Source organism: Candidatus Harpocratesius sp. (assembly GCF_054039255.1).
Map to the genome: position 1 here is coordinate 35,527 of NZ_JBPLBG010000069.1, position 19,058 is coordinate 54,584.

12 protein-coding genes are annotated in these 19,058 nt (G+C 30.1%); 7 read left to right on the forward strand and 5 right to left on the reverse strand.

Annotated elements, in window-relative coordinates; genetic code table 11:
- Positions 1-16: 16 nt before the first annotated feature.
- Together ACXLDF_RS15010 and ACXLDF_RS15015 are read right to left on the reverse strand one after the other, a co-directional pair.
- Positions 17-1,414, reverse strand: coding sequence for an endonuclease Q family protein (locus ACXLDF_RS15010; protein ID WP_457559362.1), 1,398 nt, complete (start codon positions 1,412-1,414; stop codon positions 17-19).
- 339 nt (positions 1,415-1,753) lie between these two features.
- Positions 1,754-3,031, reverse strand: coding sequence for an ATP-binding protein (locus ACXLDF_RS15015; protein WP_457559363.1), 1,278 nt, complete (start codon positions 3,029-3,031; stop codon positions 1,754-1,756).
- An 869-nt stretch (positions 3,032-3,900) separates the two neighbouring features.
- On the opposite strand from ACXLDF_RS15015, the gene ACXLDF_RS15020 reads away from it, so the two are divergent.
- The 6 genes from ACXLDF_RS15020 (at position 3,901) to ACXLDF_RS15045 (ending at position 10,984) form a co-directional block, all read left to right on the forward strand.
- Complete coding sequence (locus ACXLDF_RS15020; protein WP_457559364.1) at positions 3,901-4,974, forward strand: ribbon-helix-helix protein, CopG family; 1,074 nt, start codon at positions 3,901-3,903, stop codon at positions 4,972-4,974.
- Positions 4,975-4,979: 5 nt separating this feature from the next.
- The gene (locus ACXLDF_RS15025; protein ID WP_457559365.1) at positions 4,980-6,023 is read left to right on the forward strand and encodes a hypothetical protein; all 1,044 of its coding nucleotides are present in this window, start codon (positions 4,980-4,982) and stop codon (positions 6,021-6,023) included.
- Positions 6,024-6,391: 368 nt separating this feature from the next.
- The gene (locus ACXLDF_RS15030; RefSeq protein WP_457559366.1) at positions 6,392-7,648 is read left to right on the forward strand and encodes a Glu/Leu/Phe/Val family dehydrogenase; all 1,257 of its coding nucleotides are present in this window, start codon (positions 6,392-6,394) and stop codon (positions 7,646-7,648) included.
- A 185-nt stretch (positions 7,649-7,833) separates the two neighbouring features.
- Entirely contained in the window at positions 7,834-8,787 is a 954-nt protein-coding gene (locus tag ACXLDF_RS15035) for an NAD(P)-dependent oxidoreductase (protein WP_457559367.1), read from the forward strand.
- Between the two features lie 138 nt (positions 8,788-8,925).
- Positions 8,926-9,807, forward strand: a complete 882-nt coding sequence (locus ACXLDF_RS15040) for a metallophosphoesterase family protein (protein WP_457559368.1) — start codon at positions 8,926-8,928, stop codon at positions 9,805-9,807.
- Positions 9,808-10,114: 307 nt separating this feature from the next.
- Entirely contained in the window at positions 10,115-10,984 is an 870-nt protein-coding gene (locus tag ACXLDF_RS15045; protein WP_457559369.1) for a hypothetical protein, read from the forward strand.
- A gap of 19 nt (positions 10,985-11,003) precedes the next feature.
- On the opposite strand, the gene glyS is transcribed toward ACXLDF_RS15045, so the two are convergent.
- Entirely contained in the window at positions 11,004-12,548 is a 1,545-nt protein-coding gene (glyS, locus tag ACXLDF_RS15050; RefSeq protein WP_457559370.1) for a glycine--tRNA ligase, read from the reverse strand.
- A 54-nt stretch (positions 12,549-12,602) separates the two neighbouring features.
- Positions 12,603-15,065, reverse strand: a complete 2,463-nt coding sequence (locus tag ACXLDF_RS15055; protein WP_457559371.1) for a serine hydrolase — start codon at positions 15,063-15,065, stop codon at positions 12,603-12,605.
- A gap of 109 nt (positions 15,066-15,174) precedes the next feature.
- Between ACXLDF_RS15055 and ACXLDF_RS15060 the strand changes: the two genes are divergently transcribed.
- The gene (locus ACXLDF_RS15060; protein ID WP_457559372.1) at positions 15,175-17,610 is read left to right on the forward strand and encodes a PKD domain-containing protein; all 2,436 of its coding nucleotides are present in this window, start codon (positions 15,175-15,177) and stop codon (positions 17,608-17,610) included.
- 64 nt (positions 17,611-17,674) lie between these two features.
- On the opposite strand, the gene ACXLDF_RS15065 is transcribed toward ACXLDF_RS15060, so the two are convergent.
- Positions 17,675-18,232 carry a hypothetical protein gene (locus ACXLDF_RS15065; protein ID WP_457559373.1) on the reverse strand — a complete coding sequence of 186 codons (558 nt, stop codon included), beginning with the start codon at positions 18,230-18,232 and terminating at the stop codon, positions 17,675-17,677.
- Positions 18,233-19,058 lie beyond the last annotated feature (826 nt).

Consider the following 19,058-nt stretch of genomic DNA (forward strand, 5'->3'; position numbering starts at 1 on the left):
TATCATAAAAAATTGACTACAATTTGATTTCACCAAATTTTCCCCCTCCACCAGGAGTTATGGTGATATTATTATTGCGAAATGCTTGAATCGTGTTAAACATCTGTTCATATTTGCTCGTATTAAGGTTTTTTTTAACATTTTCTAAATCTAAATCAACAACGATATGAAATTCATTTCCATATTTAGAAACGAGAGTTTGGTAATGTTGATTGAGGGTTTTAGATTTTAGGGTTTTTATTTTAAATATTTTTGCTAATAGTTCAATTAATGGAATCATACGAAGATAAGGTGGACGGTGATCAGGATGATGAGGACTATCCCAAGTGGCTAAATCATTTATTCGCTCACTTACACCGAGTTGAAGATGTGGAATTTTGCTATTTTTCTTGCGTTTAGGATCTTTAAGAATGATTTTGCGACAAGCTTCACATTCGATCTTCTTCTTTGCTACTAACTTTAGAAATTGTTGTTCTCTCTGTTTAGTTGGAAATTCGTAATATAAGAATGTATCATCCCAAGATTTCAAAGGAAATCCAAAAATATTCAAGTATTTTGATATTTCTTGTTTATTATCTATGATCTTCTTGTTTTTTATTTTATTCTGAATTGATCTTAAGACTCTTCTACGACATTTTGAGCAAAACATTTGGTAGTATTTTCCTAAACGGGGATCTAATCCTAAATTTAAAATTATTTTACGATTTCCTTTTCGTAATAGTGCTTTCTCAAGTTCATTAAATGTGGGTTCTTCAATGGAAAACCTATTTAATTCTCTGCCTACTGCATCTAATCCTTCGGAATGTGCATCACTATTGCTGAGAAAGGTAATATTTTGAAGTTCTTCCATCCTATCGGCTAGATATGTATCTGCTGATAATCCCAGTTCTAAAAATGCAAGTTTTTTCACCGCTGTCCCATAAGCTTTTTTTAGCGAATTGAATTTTCCCTGTCTAAAAATAGATTTAAAGGGTGTGAAAGCATGAGCGGGACCAATTAAACCGTTCACATCTGAAACAATTTCAACTAATTCTTGAGGTGTGCGGTGTACATGTGGCCTACCTGCCCATCTTCCATCAATATTTTTTACATATGGTCTAATTTTTTCTATTAATACGTCAACTGAAGAGAAATCTGGAAGTAAAATTAGATGATGTATTGATTCACTATCCTCTAATTCTGTTTGAAGAATAAATGCTGTTTTTTTAAATCTCCATGCTCCATCTGTTTTTTTCAAATTCTCCCGCATATAATTGCGCCAATTAGGTTGTGTGATATCTCCAGTCCCCAAAATATCGATACCTTTAATTTGAGCTGTCTGATTTAATGTTTCTAATGAAATATTTTTGGAGACTGCAATTGAATAAGGTGAATGGAGGTGGAGATCACTATTATAGAAAGGCAAGAGAATCATAGTTAAATGTGCAAGATTAAAAAATAATTTTTCTTCTAAATTCAATGTTGATATACATAACTTGCTTACTTTTTTCAACTAATTGCCTATAGCTAAATCAAAGTAGAATTACTTATTTATTAAATTGTAAAATATAGTTGGAATTTATTTAACAATTAAAAATACAATAAGTTTTATCGAATCTTTGAAAATAAAACAAGTATAGAACGATTAGTTAAATTTAATTCTTTTTAGAAAATTTATGACCAACAATATTAAAATAATAATATATTAGAAAATAACATATAAATCGATGAAATTTAAAATTAAAGGAAAAATTCATTAATTTTCTTTTATTTTCTAATTTTCGATTAACCATTCCCAAAGCGGCATTAATTTTACTTGATTTTGGTATCCTGCTTGATTTTTTGTTATAATCCATTTTTCATACTTTTTTTTTGGAAATTTCTTTTCAAATTCTTCAAAACCTTTATATTCCCGTTGGTCAAGTTCATCATCAGAATAAGAGACATTGATTAATTTAATATTATTATCAGGTAATAAAACAACAAAATCAACTTCATTTTTCCCTTTCCAATAGAAAATATTCTCGTATTTCTTATAAAGATGAATAAAGACGAGATTTTCAGCTAATCTGCCTTCATCCTTTGAAAAACTAAATGCAACTGTATTACGTAAACCATTATCAATGCAGTAGACTTTAGGGGAATTAACTTGCTGTTGCTTTACAGAATAACTGAAAAATGATAATAAAAAGATAAAATTTGTCTCAACCAAATAATTGGTGTATTCAATAAGTGTATCCTTGCTGATTTTTATTTGTTGATGAAGTTTGTGATAATATTTGTTTATACTGAAAATATTTCCTATATTTGTAAGAAGATATTTGATTAAGAATTTTAATGCCATTGTGTTTCTAACCGAATATCTTTCAACTAAATCCTTGTATACAATCATTTCATAATACGTATGCAATATTTTCGATTTTAATTGATTTGAAAGAACAACTTCAGGAAAACCCCCTTCATAAAGATATTTTTCAAATAATTTTTTCACTTGATGTCTTTGTTCACTATATTTTAAATTGTTATTTACCTTAACATCACGAAAATGAAGAAATTCTTTAAAATTTAAAGGATAAAATGTAATAGGGATTGTTCTACCACGAAGTTCGGTAGAAATTTCCTTTAGTGAAATCTTTGAAGTAGATCCTGTTATATATATATTTACATTTTCTTTATCATATAATCTCCGTATAAATAGTTCCCAATGAGGAACAACCTGTATTTCATCAAAAAAGAAATATTTCTTTCTATTTTTGTTATTAGGATAGAGGCTAAAATATGCATCTAAAAATAAGTTCATATCATTTAGTTTAATTGGAAATAATCTATCGTCTTCAAAATTAATATAAACAATTCTCTCTTTAGGTATTTTTTGTTGGAGTATTTTTTTTATTTGTTGGTAGAGAAAAAAGGTTTTTCCTGAGCGTCGAATACCAATAATTGTAACTATTTTATCTGTATTTGGAAGATCATAGGATCTTTCATGAATTAACGGAAGTTTCTGATTTTGAAATTCCAATATAATGTACTTAAAGGCTGTTTCTTTTTCCATTATAAATAGGATCGATTAAAAGTAATTAAATTTATCCTTCTATGGAAGACCACTTTTATATGATTTTTACATAATACGAAAGACCACTTTTATACGTTTTTACATAATATGAAAGACCACTTTTTTATTTGTTTATTTGGATAATAGATATTAAATGTATAAGATAATAGTAAAATATTTCAATGGTAAGATTTTGAACACTTGGCTACTTTGGTTAATCTGGTTAATTTAGATAAATAATAAATAGGTCAATTCACTCATTACAGTTTTTTTTCAATTAGATTATTTTATCAATTAGATTATTTTGCTAATTAGATTATTTTGTCAGTTAGGTTATTTTGCTAATTAGATTATTTTGTCAATTAGGCTATTTAGGCAATTTGGTTATTGGGTCAATCTTATCGACTATGGCGGATGTAGGTCATAATATGTGATTATCTTGAGAAAATCGCAAAAATTTGTGAAGAAAACTACTAATTTTCGCCAGGAACGGATTATCGTATTTAATACATCAGAACAATACACATCAAAGGAAATCAAAAACAAATAAAATAAAAAAAAAAACACGACAAAAACATCATTACAATTTAAATTCTACCAAAGATTTAAATTCAATACACACTATATATTAATTAATACACACTGAAAATGTGATTATTATGTTTAAAAAAATAAAGAAGTATCCTAATGAAAAATACTATTATGAACACGATTGTTTTCAGAAAGGTTTGCGCTATTAATTTATTATTCATACTATATAAGCAAAATCCATATTATTATTCCAATATTTACATCGAAATATTTCAATCATTAAACTTCCAAAATAATCGCATTTTCAAAGTCACCTAATAAACCATTTGTGATGTCTTATGTTTGAAGAAGAATCCTTATTTGAACAATTTTCAGAAGAACTTGCCCAGCTGGAAGAACTTTTATATTCTATTAGAGAAGATTCCAAAGAAATTAAAAAAGTTTCTCCTGATGTTGCTGAAGATGTACTTGATAAATTAGAAGATGCCATTGATCTTCATGAAGAAACTGTTGAATTTCAAGATGAAGTTCGTGAATATCTTGCTAAGTTTTTAGATAAAGCCGCTATTGCCGCCAATCTATATGATAAAGCGACAGCAACTCAAGATGCAGTTATCCAGAAAGAAGCCTTACGGGCTCGTTCAATTGCTGAAAATGCCAGGAAAAAATTAGATAACAAATTGGATAAAATGGGTTCTATGATGGGAAAATTGAAAATTGCAGTGGAAAAAACCACTACTCGATTGAATATCGCCCAGATCAAAGCCCGTACGCAACAAGAACGAGAGCGAAATAAAAAAGTACGCATTAATTTCACCCTTCCTGAAAATATGAAAGATGATTGGAAGCAATTAGCTGATGAATTAGGGATTTCTGTTTCTGAAATGATAAGGGATGCTATGGAAGAATTTAAGCAAGGTATGAAGTCTTTAGAAGGATTGGATAAAGACCTAGGAAAAATGGGTAAAAAATTAGGCAAATTCGGGAAAAAAATGTCAAAATTTGTTGAAGAACAAATTCAAAACTCTTATCCATATTCTTCTACAACTAGGCGTTCTGAATCAAATTTCGCAGTAAATGATCCAAAATCTTCTAATTATAATGCAAACATGTCTTCTCCTGGACAATCAAGGCGATCTTCAACTGAAAAAACTTATTCTGATGGAAGACTTTCAATTCAAGAAAAAGAACGCTTAAAGAAACGAATTACTGGATTAATTCGAATTCAAAATGGTATTCCCATTGATAAATTGGCCCAAGCACTTAAACAAACTCCAGAAGACGCAGAAAATTTAATCTATGAACTTGTAGCAGAAGGAATTGATGGAAAACTAGAATCAGATGTTTTTAAATACAAAAGTAAACCCGAAGAAGTGATTGAAACATTTCATCGGTTAATAGATCGGATGTGATAATCATGCATGATGAATATAACGAAGAATTAATTCAAAAAGAACCTCCCATGAAAGTCAGTGGAGGAGTAAATATCCCTCCTGGTCGATATAATCGGGATATTAAAGTAAGCGGTAGCTGCCGTTCAGATGGTGATATCGAATGTCATTTCTTTAAAGCTAGTGGAAGTGTGCATATCGGTGGGAATTTAATTGCTTTAGAAGGTATTTCTTCTTCTGGGTCATTTAAAGTTGATGGAACAGTTCAAAGTGAAGAAGATGCCAAATTTTCATCCAGTGTAAAAGTGGGTGGAAATATGATTGTTGGAGAAAGCTTAAAATCTTCAAGTTCTTTTCAATGTAAAGGACGGTTGTCAGTTGAAGAAGAGGCACATTTCTCCAGTTCTGCAAAAGTTGGCGAAGAAGTAATTGTGGGAGAGCTTCATGTAAGCTCCTCCTTTTTAACTGGAGGATTGTTAACTTCAGATGGTGATGCTAAATTTAGCAGTTCTGCTCATATTGAAGGTGATTGTGTTATTGGCGGTGGATTAAAAGCATCAAGTTCCTTTAATTGTCGTGGTTCTGTTCAAGTTGATGAAGATGCAAAGTTTAGCAGTTCTGCTTCGATTAATGAAAATGTCTTGGTTAGCGGTTATCTACATGCATCCAGTAATTTTACTGCTGGAGGGAAAGTAGTTGCTGATGCTGGTGCAAAATTTTCAAGTAATGCTTCAATTGGAAAAGTTCTTCTTTCTAATAATGCAATTGAAATAACAGGAAAAATTGAAGTGATGGAAAATATTGAAGCAAGAAAAGTTTTCATCGGTGTGCGTGTCATTGGCTTTAAATTTCACCGTCCTGGAAAAGTATCGAAAATTCACGGATCAATTATTGCTGTTAATGAGATAGATATTGAAGATACAATTGTAGATGGCGATGTACGTGCTGAAAGAGTCTATTTAGGAGTAAATACTAAAATATTTGGCACAGTTTACTATGTTTCTGAATTTAGAGCAGATCCAAACGCACAATATGCAAATGCTCAGCAAATCGGAATGGAAGAGTTATAATTTCAATGTGAATCGACTGCAGATTAGTCATTATTTTTTTATTTTTTTTTTTCATGACCTTTCACATTAATCTTCACCATCTAAATGAGTGATATTATGTCAGAGTGCTAGATGAGGGAGAAAGATTATCGTGAAACTTCATGTTTTTTTTAATTTATCAGCACTCCTTACACTCAAATCTGGCATCAACTTACCCACTCATTTCCCTTTTCTTGCACTGTTTTTCACTTTTACGACATTTTGCTTCCCACTTTGATCACATGTAAATATCTCTTATACATATCTTTATATGATCATCAAGATCATCATGATCATCATGATCATTCAGTCAATTATGATCACTCATCAATATTTAGGAAATGAATATTATGTCAACCGAAACCAATCCCTTTCAAAACGCGCTTAAGCAATTGCGACTCGCCTGCGATGCAATGGGTATTAATGAAGATATTTATACTTATCTTTCTCATCCTACTCGGATGGTTCAAGTCGCCGTTCCTGTAAAAATGGATAACGGCCAACTTAAAGTCTTTGAAGGCTTTCGTGTCCTTCATAATTCTGCTCGTGGACCTGGTAAAGGTGGTATCCGATATGCACCAAATGTAGATATGGATGAAGTAAAAGCACTCGCAATGTGGATGACTTGGAAATGTGCTTGTGTTGGAATTCCATACGGTGGTGCAAAAGGAGGTGTCCGTGTGGATCCTCGAAAATTGTCTCAAGCTGAATTAGAACGCTTAACACGACGATTCACTGCCAATATTATTAACGTAATCGGCCCAGAAACTGATATTCCTGCACCTGATATGAATACTGGACCCCGCGAAATGGGTTGGATAATGGATACTTACTCAATGCAAAAAGGTCATGTTGTTCATGGTGTCTGTACTGGAAAACCGGTCGAAATTGGAGGTTCTTTGGGTCGTATTCAAGCAACTGGTCACGGTGTTGCCTTTATTGCTCATGAATATGCAAAACGACATGGATGGAAACCAGAAGAGTGCACTTTGGTGATTCAAGGTTTTGGAAACGTTGGACAGTATACCGCTTTGACCGCAAAACAATATGGATATAAAGTAATCGCTGTTTCTGACATTTCTGGCGGTTATTACAATCCTGACGGGTTAGACATCGATGAAATGTTTGCTTACATCTCCGATCCTGCCCATCGGACTCTAGAAGGATATACAAAAGCGCAAAAAATCACAAATGAAGAACTTTTGACATTAGAGTGCACTATTTTGGCTCCATGTGCTTTAGAAAATCAAATAACAGAGAGTAATGCCGACAAAATCAAATGTAAAGTGATTGTTGAAGGTGCAAACGGACCTACAACTCCAAAAGCGGATGAGATTTTAAATAAACAAGGTATTGATATAGTTCCAGATATTTTAGCTAACGCAGGTGGTGTTACTTGCTCATATTTTGAATGGGTTCAAGATCGTATGGCATTGTTCTGGGACTTAGATCGCGTGAATGAAGAATTGGATAAAATTATGCTTCGGGCTTTTGACAGTGTTCATGAATTAGTCAAAGAGAAAAACGTTACCTACCGTATTGCTGCATATTTTGTTGCTGTTCATCGAGTTGCTAAAGCGATTGAAATGCGTGGAATTTATCCTTAAACCATCAAAAATGTTTTACTTTGATAATTTTTACTTTATTTTTTCTCTCATTTTATTTTACAAATTATCCAAGGTAAACAATCAGTAGAAAATTGTTGAAAATAATCCCAGTTCTCAAAATTAACTATGTTTGGAATAGTGCGAATAAGTTTATTTGCATTTTCAAATTTACATACTCGAGTAAATTGAAAATTGTAATTTCAGATCCATTAGGAATTTCTAACGAGTTACTGTATTCAAAATTATCAACGCTTCGAAATCAAGGTCATGATATCATTATTTATGAAAATAGAGTGCAATCTGATGACGAGCTTGTTAACCGTTGTAAAGATGCCGAAATTATTGTTATTACTAATACTAAATTTCCTAGATCCGTTATTGAAAAACTTTCAAAATTAAAATTTATTTCAGTGGCATTTACAGGGATAGACCATATTGATCTTGATACTTGTAGAGAAAAAAATATCGCTGTTTCTAATGCTGCTGGATATTCTACTCAGTCTGTGGCAGAATTAACCGTAGGTTTAATGATTACATGCAATCGTAAAATAATTTCATGTGATAAAGCAACGCGCGAAGAAAAAACACGAGTTGGTTTAATAGGCAATGAACTAAGCCAGAAAACTATTGGAATAATCGGAACTGGAGCCATTGGAATTCGAGTAACAGAATTGCTTCAACCTTTTCAGTGCACAATTCTTGGTTATAATCGTAGTGAAAAATCAGAATTTAAAAAACTGGGTGGAAATTATACCGATTTACAAAGTTTAATGAAAAAATCTGATATTATTTCCATTCATCTTCCATTAACTGAAGAGACTCGCAATTTAATTGATGATAATCTTCTAAGACTAATGAAACGATCTGCATATTTAGTAAATTGTGCCAGGGGGCCTATCGTTGACTATGATTTTTTAGCACAACTACTGAATGCTAATCAAATTGCAGGAGCGGCTGTGGATGTTTATGAATCTGAGCCACCTTTAGATCCTTCGTTATCAATATTGAATGCTAAAAATGTTATTGCACTTCCACATATTGCTTTCGCAACGTTTGAAGCATTTTCAAAAAGGGCTGATATTGTAATTTCAAATATTGAGAATTGGATAAAAGGTTCACAGAAAAATAAAATTCTCTAATTTTTTTTAATTATCAGAAAACAACTGAATTTAAAGAAAAAATCTTTAAAAAATATTTCGAGAATTTAGGAATTGAGAAAGATAAGACCAGATCATGATGATAATGTAAATAAACTATAATATTCTGATGATCTATTGATGACTCTGATGCACAATAAAGAAAATAAAGAAAATAGAGAAAATGATACTCAAAAGAAGAAAATTAAAAAACATATTAAAAGATATTTAGCACCAAAAATATTAAAAGAAAATTTCTTAAATCCATCAAATCCTAAAAATAAGGAATTTATCGTTTATAGTGATAACAGAAACTTTGGATTTAAGACTAATCAAATACATCGGCAGATTCTCAAATTAATAAAGAAAGAAAATAAAGATTTTATTATCCATGTAGGAGATTTTGTTTTTTGGGATTTTGGTTGGCCCTCTTTTTTTAAAGATCTTCGCATTGTAGGATTAAATACACGGCTTTTTCCTGTTAGGGGGAATCATGATAATCCTTTGTACTTTAAACGCCTATTTAACATGGAATCGCTTGATTACTCTCTTATATATGATGATGTGTTGATAATTTTTATTGATGATAACGCAAATCATCTTAAAAAAAGTCAAGTTGAATATATTAAACAAACATTAGAAAAAGCGAATAGTATAAAAAATATCAAGTGGAAAATCGTAATTCTTCATAAACCTCTTTATAGCGGTGCTGTTGGTGGTGTAAGAATTAAATTAATCGATCAACTGATTCCTCTATTTAAAAAGTATGGTGTTCAACTATCCATTGGTTCTCATTTTCATAGTTATGAGCGATTATACATAGATGGAATAACTTATTTAGTATCAGCAGGTGGAGGTGCCCACCTAACTGATAAACATTTCACTCCTACTGGATTAAAATTACACATCACAACATTCAATTATCTTCATATCAAGGTTGAAGAAAATCGCTTGATCATTAGAGCAATTGACAATAATTGCATGCAAATTGATAAAGTAGTGATTGAAAATACAGAAATATAATGATATTTGGATGCTTTTGAGAATTTATATCAAGTAAATTATATTGCATTTCAGTGCGAATAAGTTTTTTTAATCAATTTTAGAATATCCTTTCAAAAATTGGCTTTTTAGAAATAAATGCATTAGTAAAATAAAGTTAAAAATGCAGAATAATCAAGATAAATTTATTTTCAAAATCACAGATTTATCTTTTAACTTAAAATTGGATACATTTTTCTTATTACTCTCAAATATAGCAAAAAGTTTTTGAAGTTCAAGAATGATATAAATATTTATTACCTCAATATTCTTTCCAAGATGAGGAACTATGATAGAAACAAACCAAGTTTATTTGCTAATTGCAAAGATTATCGAGTTAGCTTTATACAGTTATGCAGTATATGCACTTAATAAGAAGTACATCGGTGTGAAATTTTCTGACCGGCCTTCTCTTCATCGATTCTTTATCACAGGATTAGGCGGTTGGATAGTATATATGTTCTTTGATTCAATTATATATGTTATTGCTCCATTATCTATTCCGAGTTCAACACCAGTAAATACAGTTTATTATGGATATATGGTTGAATTTCCTTCCTTATTATGGGCAAATATTCTGAGGGACTGTGCAATCCCTGGAGCATTATTTATGGCATGGAATTATTGTGCCGCAGCAGTGCAAATTAGTAGAGGTATAAATCTTAATGAAGATTTTTTATTTTCAGAAGATCCTATATTTCCTCCTCATTATAAAATTAAAATTCAAAAAAAACAAGTATACCCCATATTAGCAGTACTTTTTATTATACTAATTATCTATCTGGATCAAATTGAAGTACATGTAATAGAATTGGGAGAAGTACATGTAACATCAAAGTGGGGTATTGTCAATTCACTCTCATTGGTCCTTTTCTTTACATTTGCAACAATTTTGATGGTTCAGCAATTAAATTTTCTAAGAACTCGACCCATGGAGGAAGACTACAAACGAAGAGCCCGATTTTTAGGATGGGGAATTATTTCTTTTACATCTGGGTTATATTACTGGGGTATTACAGGAGTTATTTTTTCTGGAATGGAAGCATCAAATACATTAATTTTAATTTTCTTGTTTTTAGGGCATGCAATTTGGAGTTCTTCCGCAGTATTAATATCTTTAGCATTCCGACAAAAAGAAAAAAAACAAGAAAATCAATAACTAATCTTTTTTATTTTCTTTAATCTTTTAACGAAAGATCTTCGATTTCTGCGTAAGTAATAGATCCGCGCAATAATTTTGTCGCAATTGGAATAATATTTGATTGCTGAATGCGTTTTTGAGACATATCTTCAATATTTCTTATTGTTAATGTATCATCTTCTAAAGTCTGATGATCAATTGTAAAGGCATAACGGACACCAACTTCTTCAGTTCTTCGGTATCTTTTGCCGATTGATCCTGTTTCATCATAAATTGCTCCCAAATCGTTATCTATTAATTGTTGATATATTTCCATAGCAATTTTACTCAATTCTTCAGGTTTTTTCATTAAAGGAAATACTGCAAATGGAATCGGAGTAATTTGGATTGGAAGATCCAATACGTTTCGTTCTTCTTCAAAATTAAAAGCTTGTTCCAAGCAGAAGAAAAATAATCTTCCTAATCCAAATGCAATCTCTAAAATATGTGGGATTATTTTTTCACCCTTATTTTGACCTGGAACTTGGAGTCGCTTCTTTTTTGAAAATTTATAATGACGAGCTAAATCATAATCTCCCCTGTCGTGAATTCCACATACTTCAGTCCATCCATAAATTTTAGAATTAATCTCCAAATCCCAAGCATCATGTGCATAATGGGCTTTTTCATCATCTTTATGCTGGCGTAATCGTATATTTTCAAGGGGTATGTCTAATCCTTTTACTATATCATATGCTAAAAATAACAGCCATGCATATGCTGGTTTCTGTAATACTTTTTGATCCAGAGCATCTTGTAAAGAAATGAATTGAATATCTTTTTCTCCAGCAATTTGTTGTTTGGCGGACCAAAGAGGTAATTTTTCTTGTGCAGCTTGGCTGAATAATTCAAATTTCATTTCTTGTTCTGGTGTAATGAATATTTGTCCTTCACATTGTTCAAATTCTCGAGTTCTCAAGAGCATTTTACGGGGTGATATTTCATTTCTGAATGCATAACCCATCTGAAACACAAAAATCGGGATTTTTGTACGGAAAAATTGAATTAAACGGGGAAAAAGCAAATATGTTGTAGTGGCAGTTTCAGGCCGTAAGATATATTCACTTGCTGGAAATCCCAATTGTGAGGTTACCATTAAATTCTGTGTCGTTACACTGCCTAATTCTCCTTGACAATCAGGACAAAGAATTTTATCTTCTGAAATAATTCTTTGAAAATCATCTGCATTGAAAGATGTTAAATTATACCCCAATGATTCTAAAAGTGTATCAGCTCGATGAACGCGTTGGCACTTAGGATTAGTACATTGAACAATAAAATCAAAAAACCGTTCTGCATGTCCTGAAGCTTTCCAAATCATATCAGAACCAATTAACGGGCATTGAACTTCCCAAAATTGATATTTTCGGAATTTTTTACGCATATAATTTTCTAGATTATTTTTCATTAATTTCCCTAAAGGACCAAATTCATATGATCCTTTGACTGGGTTATAGATTTCTGGAGAAGGTCCCCATATAAATCCCCGATGTGACATCAACATTAGAATTTTTGTTGCAGCATCATCCAACTTTTCAGCCATAATTTTTAAAACTCCTTATGGCTTGTAATGGTGCAGATTTCTTTAAATTTTCGTTCAAAAATTAAAGCCAAAGTAATTCCAATAATATAACCACCAAATAGAGAGTAAACCTATCGTACATACAAAACCGTAATGAATTCGACGCCAACGTGTCCAATATTTATCGCGCCATACATTAAGCCAAAATACTAAAGTTGATAAATTTATTAACCTTGCAACTAATGGAAGAATAAATATTAAGATCATAGGTGTTTGGCTGTATCCGGTTTGAAACCAAGGCACTGTGGTATCATACCAATAATAAATACCAGCGAAAAGTAAGTAAAATGATGACATTGTTATTAAGGAAATAATTGCGAGTTTTTGCATTCTTCTGTTATAAATTATTTGAAATGCTTCTAAATTTGTAAGTTGATGTTGTTCTTTTGATTTTTCTTCAATTTCATTTTTAGAATTATTAAAAGGGGGCTCTACATCTTTCTTTACTTTTTGATTCAATTCTTTCTTAAATTTTTCCTTTAGGTTATTTTTTTTTTCTTGATTATTGGCATGTTCTTTGGCTTTTAGATGTTTTGAAGATTTTCGCTCTTTTCTTCCGAAATAATGCTGATATGCCATCAATAATTCTTGCTTTTGGTTGAATTTTGATTTATATTTCTTTCTCATATTATGAATAAACAATATAAAACCTAAAATAATCGTAGATAAAAAAGTGGTTAATGCTGTAATTGGGATTATTTTATGAATGATTGGAATATCAAGCACACTAGATTTTTCAAAAGCTGTCATTGGAGAATTTTCAAATATAAGATAATGAATTTCACCTGATTCATCTCTTAAAAAAAAGACTTTTTCTTTAGTTTGGTTGTTTAAAAATAAATCTTTTCCTATTTCTATTAGTATTTGCTTGGAATTCATCCGTAAAGTATTACCTCCAGGATTTGTAATGATTATTTCTTCTGTAAGCAAACCATAAATTTTTTTGACGGTTGTATATGGGCGCTCAACTGTTCGAAATGCTCCAATATATTGATTTGCTCGTTTATTGAAATCTTCTGTAATATTGAGATTAACTTCTTCACTTCCATTTAGTGCAGAAATACAGAAATCTTTAATTAGGTTTTTAATAGCCTCCATTCCAGTGACAGCATTGAATACTAAAAATATTCCTAAATTCTTTTCAGGAATTAAAATTGCCGCGCTACTGATGCCATTAAATTCACTATATTGACTTAATAAACGTATTCCATTATAATTTTGTTCTTGAAATCCTATACAAACTCCTGGTAATCTGGAATCTATTTTAAAAAGTGGTGTTTGCATAAATTGAACAGTATTTGAGTCAAGAATTTGTTTATCACGATAAGTTCCGTTATTTAAAAGCATTTGTAATATCTTTTCAAAATCATACGTTGTTGATTTCATCCCTCGTGCAGGGACATCATTAACAATAGTTTGGGGTATTTCAGTAAATTGTTTTAATCGTTCTTTATATTGATAACCTATGCAATAAGTTGAATTAGGTAAGGCTGAAGATCCAGCTGAAGATGAAGATGTTGATGAAGAAATATCTGAGATAATTGATTTAGTAAAATCTGTATCATTTAGTTCTAATGGAATAGCGATTTGATTTTGGAAAAGTGTGAGAAAAGCTTGTCCTGACAGTAATTCTAAAAGATACGCACCTAAAGCTACATCATAATTGGAATAAACCGATAGATGCCCTGGTTTTCTAACTCGTAAAGGCATGTACTCCTTAATATATGTATTTAATGAAATTGTGCTGTTTATATCTTTAGCTTCGGTCCCTATTATTGTATCTTCAAACCCTGCTGTATGACTAATTAAATGAGTAACCAATATTGGAGTTGGAAATATCTCTGGAATCGAGAATTCCCCTTTTTTTAAGTATGTATTAACTCGAGCGGATAAATTAATTTTTCCTTGCTCCCAAAATTGCATGAATAAAATCCAAGAAACAATAGCAGAAAGTTCGCCCATCGAAAATTCAATATTTTCCGGAGACATACTTTTATTATGGTAAACATCTGCAAATCCCCACCCATTTCTGTAAATTGTGTCTGATTGATTGACTATTGAAACAATTCCTCCTGGAATTTTTTGCTTATCCATCAGATCTGGGATTATTTGTGAAAAATATTGTGAAAAATATTGAGATGTATATGAAGAAGCGAAATTATCAGAATTTTGAGACGTTTTTGGAAAGGTATTTTGAAAAAAAAATGAATCTATGTGCTGTGTTTCATTTGAAAAATTTGAGAATAAATAGTGTGATTGGTTTAAAAGATTAGTATTTGATGAACAATGATTTATATTATTAATTTTATATGTATTGTTTGCAAAAATATTTGATGTTTCCTTAGAAAAGCCTTCTTTTTCACCATTAATTGGATTATTTTCAACAATACTATACCAAAAGAATAGGATAATGAAAGTTATTGAGAATAATATCTTTAGATCAGCTTTAAACTGATATTTTCTTTTTCGCACTATCATTTGTATATAAAATATGAATTCTTTTCGTAAATAATATCACTTTTAAAGAAAAATTTTTATATCTAAAATTTATAAAAATGTAACTATCAAACAAATTAGTGTATAAAGGATGATTATTGGAAAATTATTAACACATAAATCTAAATCTATTAAAATTAAGGCTATTGTTTTGTGCTTATTGAGCTTCTTTTCATTTTCATTCATTATTGCATTAACATTTGATAATAGAATAAACAACAGTAAAAAAAACAACGATAGAATAGAAACTTCAAATGAAAAGGTATTATTTCTTTTTCCTAATAGTAGCGGAGTTCATTCTCCTATTCAAATTTTAAATAATTCTGATTGGTTAAATTGTGATGTTGTCTCAGGCTCTGGAACTTCCAATGACCCTTTTGTTATTTCTAATATTACTATAGATGCTACAGGATCCACAGGAATATTGATCCAAAATTCAAATGTGAGCGCAAAAATAATAAATTGTATTATAGTGAATGCTTATAATGGTATTTCTCTCTATAATACTTCTAATTGTCTAATTCAATATACAATAATTAGTAATTGCAGTAATTCTGCTATATACATGCAAAACTCATTGAATTGCACAATTGATAATAACACAATAAACAATAATGAATATACTGGAATATGGGCAAATTATTGTTCAGATTGTATTATTCTCGGTAATAATATTACAGATGGAAATGCATATGGAATTATCTTATCAAATTCATCTGATTCTGTCTTAGAAGATAATAGGATTCTAAGTAATCTTGAAAAAGGTATATGGATACAATATTCTATTAACTGTTCAATTTCTAATAATGAAGTAAATAATAATTCAAAAGTAGATTTGTATCTTGAAAAATCGATAAATTGTGCAATTTCAAATAACATTTTTATAAATCATTCAACATCAACTGATGTTATTTCTATCAATTCATCCATTAATTGTACAGTAAATATGAATGAAATTTCTAACACGATAGGAAATGGGATTTTTATTCTTTCAACCAATAATTCAATTTTTGCAAATAATTCTATAATTCACACTTCTGATGGAATTTATATCAATAATTCAAATGGTTGCATTTTTGAGAGTAATATCATTCTAAATAACTCAAATAATGGGGTAAAATTAAACGAAGGCGCAATTAACATCGTATTATTAAGAAATAATATTTCTTATAATCAAAAATATGCCGTGAAATTAGCTTTTGAATCAAGTTTTAACTTGATAAAAGAAAATTACATAATTAGAAACTCAATTGGTTCAATTTTTAATATAGGAATAAATAATACTCTCGAAAATAATTACATTGTTGATGCTCTTTGTGCCAATATTTCATTTTCTCCATATTCATTAATTACTGGTTATAATATTCTGTTTTATGGCAATTGTTATGGCGGTATTCCTCCCTATGTATATCACTGGGAATTTGGGGATGGATATACCTCAAATGATCAAAATCCTCTTCACTCTTATGCTGATTCTGGAATCTATACTGTGATTTTTACTATTATTGATTCTGAAGGCTTTTCTTGTAGTAATTCTATTTCTATTACTATAGATTCTGATTTATTACCAATGGCTTCTTTTTCTTATTCAGCAACTACAGTTGCTGTGGGTGAAATTATTCACTTTGCTGATATAACTTCTGGTGGAAACCCTCCTTACTCTTATTTTTGGGATTTTGGTGATGGCACTACTTCCACAGAGCAAAACGTAAATCATTCTTATTCCGTTTCTGGTGAATATAGTGTGTTCCATCTTGTTTATGATTATGATGGTGATTCTTCAAATGCATCTACTTTGATAACTGTTATACAAAATGAAAACAATAGCGAACCATATGCTTCAATCGGTGCGTCTAAAACGTATGCAATTCCTTCTGAAGTAATTTGGTTTTGGAGTGATTTCGGAGGAGGTGATCCTCCACTTACCATTCATTGGGATTTTGGTGATGGTATAACATCAAGTGAACAAAATCCAAAGCATTCATATTCATATTCTGGAATTTATACAGTTCAATTTACAGTAACTGATAATGATGGAGATTCATCAATAAATTCCATCTTAATTACAATTTATGAAAATTTACAGCCAATTGTTGAATTCGATTACTCACCTTCTATTGTAATTGTTGGAACAACTGTTTACTTTATAGATAAAACTATCAGTGGCAATCCACCATTAGATTATTATTGGAATTTTGGAGATGGTTCATTTTCAAACGAACAAAATCCCTCACATATATATATGGAAGCAGGCACTTATTCTGTGTTTTTGCTAGTTGAAGATAGTGATGGTGATTCTGGATCATATAGCATAGAAATAACAGTCATTGATAATCCTAATTCAGATGATTCTGACAATTCGAGTAAATCAAATTCTTTAAATAATGCCTTTGCAGATTTTGACTGGTCAAATCTCAGTATTCCTGGATTTAATTTAGATGTTTTTGTATTTTCGACAATTGGTGCAATTTCTGTTATTTTTGCGGCATTATGTAATAGAAATAAAAAAATTTACGAAGAAAACTAATTTAAACTTATTCGTACCTAATTTAATAATATATTATCTGAGAATTTCTATTTTTACTAGATTTTCATTTTTTTTTGTTCAGTTTTTGATTTAATCTTGCAAATATGATTGAAAAAGCCAAAAACACAGGAATTACCATACCAATGGTCCCAATTGTTGTTTTTTTCGAATATAAAGCAGACAAATCCTCATTTTTCCATGAAACTAATTTTAAATCATAAGATACATCACCTAAATTTAATGATGCTTCACAAACTACTCCTGTTGAAGTATCAACATATAAAATATTGTCAGAATCCACTGTAACTTTTTTACATTCAACAGATTGGTTTGCATAAACCCTATTGACTATTTCAGTTGTATATATTGAATCTAAAGCGTTTAAAGTGCTTTCATTATAAATATAATTTATTGCAGTGATAGAAAAATCATTACTTAAAGTTAATGTATCTGCATAAGGATCATATATATATGCTGAAAGATTTAACGGATATGTATTTGAATTCACAATAACCTTCAAATAAAATTCATTTCCTTCTTCAGGAGTAAAACGCCAAATTAACACTTGACCATTAGGGATATTATAATTTGCAATTACATTATGAGTTGAAATTAAAATCATCGAAAAAGTCAGAATTCCAATAATAATTTTTTTTTTAAAACAAAGAAATTTCATTTTTATCAAGTTCAATTAATAGTTGTTCAAACCTATAAACGTTTCATCTTTTTGATTTCTTTTTAATATTTTTTTATAAAAATCGATTGAAAGAAGCATTTCAATAATGTTCATACTCGATTGTCTTTGATCCTTTTTTTCTGCTTTGATCAAATATAGTTAAAGAAAATACGACCTTCATTTATTCAACACAAATCTCACAAATATCAATTATTTTTTTTATCACAATTGTACCAGCACTGAATTTTAAAAGTATAAAACTTATTCGCAGTGAAAACAGAAAGCAATGAAAAAATTAGAAGGGTCTTTTTTTAAGTCGAAATTAACGATTTCAATTTTAATTTTCAGACTATTTTTATAACCAGTTAACTTTGTAGATAAGATTTATAATTTAGTAAAAATTGTAGAATTTAAATTTGCATTTAGTAAATTAAATTATATTTATTTATGAAGGAAACACCCATGAATCAAATAATTCATAAGATAAATGATATTTCTCTATTCTTATCACTTAGGGTATTTTCTCTTCATGGTTTATTAATCTTGCAAATATTAGCTCTTCTTCTTTTATTATAATTGCCTCTTAGATTTCAGGTTATTTTATAACCTTCGCAGATTTAAGAGGCTTTTGTGCGAATAAGTTTAAATTGTATTTATGATTTAGATGGAAAAAAAAAGACTTGGTATAGATCTTTGGAGAAAATCAACGATTTTTAGAGAAAAAACAAAGAAATAATTTAGTATAATCTTTAGTCCAAAATATCTCATAGAT

Coding starts and splice junctions, on each gene's coding strand:
- ACXLDF_RS15040 (WP_457559368.1), top strand. CDS start 8,926: ATGACTCTGATGCACAATAAAGAAAATAAAGAAAATAGAGAAAATGAT.
- ACXLDF_RS15010 (WP_457559362.1), bottom strand. CDS start 1,414: ATGATTCTCTTGCCTTTCTATAATAGTGATCTCCACCTCCATTCACCT.
- ACXLDF_RS15030 (WP_457559366.1), top strand. CDS start 6,392: ATGTCAACCGAAACCAATCCCTTTCAAAACGCGCTTAAGCAATTGCGA.
- ACXLDF_RS15020 (WP_457559364.1), top strand. CDS start 3,901: ATGTTTGAAGAAGAATCCTTATTTGAACAATTTTCAGAAGAACTTGCC.
- ACXLDF_RS15025 (WP_457559365.1), top strand. CDS start 4,980: ATGCATGATGAATATAACGAAGAATTAATTCAAAAAGAACCTCCCATG.
- ACXLDF_RS15045 (WP_457559369.1), top strand. CDS start 10,115: ATGATAGAAACAAACCAAGTTTATTTGCTAATTGCAAAGATTATCGAG.
- glyS (WP_457559370.1), bottom strand. CDS start 12,548: ATGGCTGAAAAGTTGGATGATGCTGCAACAAAAATTCTAATGTTGATG.
- ACXLDF_RS15060 (WP_457559372.1), top strand. CDS start 15,175: ATGATTATTGGAAAATTATTAACACATAAATCTAAATCTATTAAAATT.
- ACXLDF_RS15055 (WP_457559371.1), bottom strand. CDS start 15,065: ATGATAGTGCGAAAAAGAAAATATCAGTTTAAAGCTGATCTAAAGATA.
- ACXLDF_RS15015 (WP_457559363.1), bottom strand. CDS start 3,031: ATGGAAAAAGAAACAGCCTTTAAGTACATTATATTGGAATTTCAAAAT.
- ACXLDF_RS15065 (WP_457559373.1), bottom strand. CDS start 18,232: ATGATTTTAATTTCAACTCATAATGTAATTGCAAATTATAATATCCCT.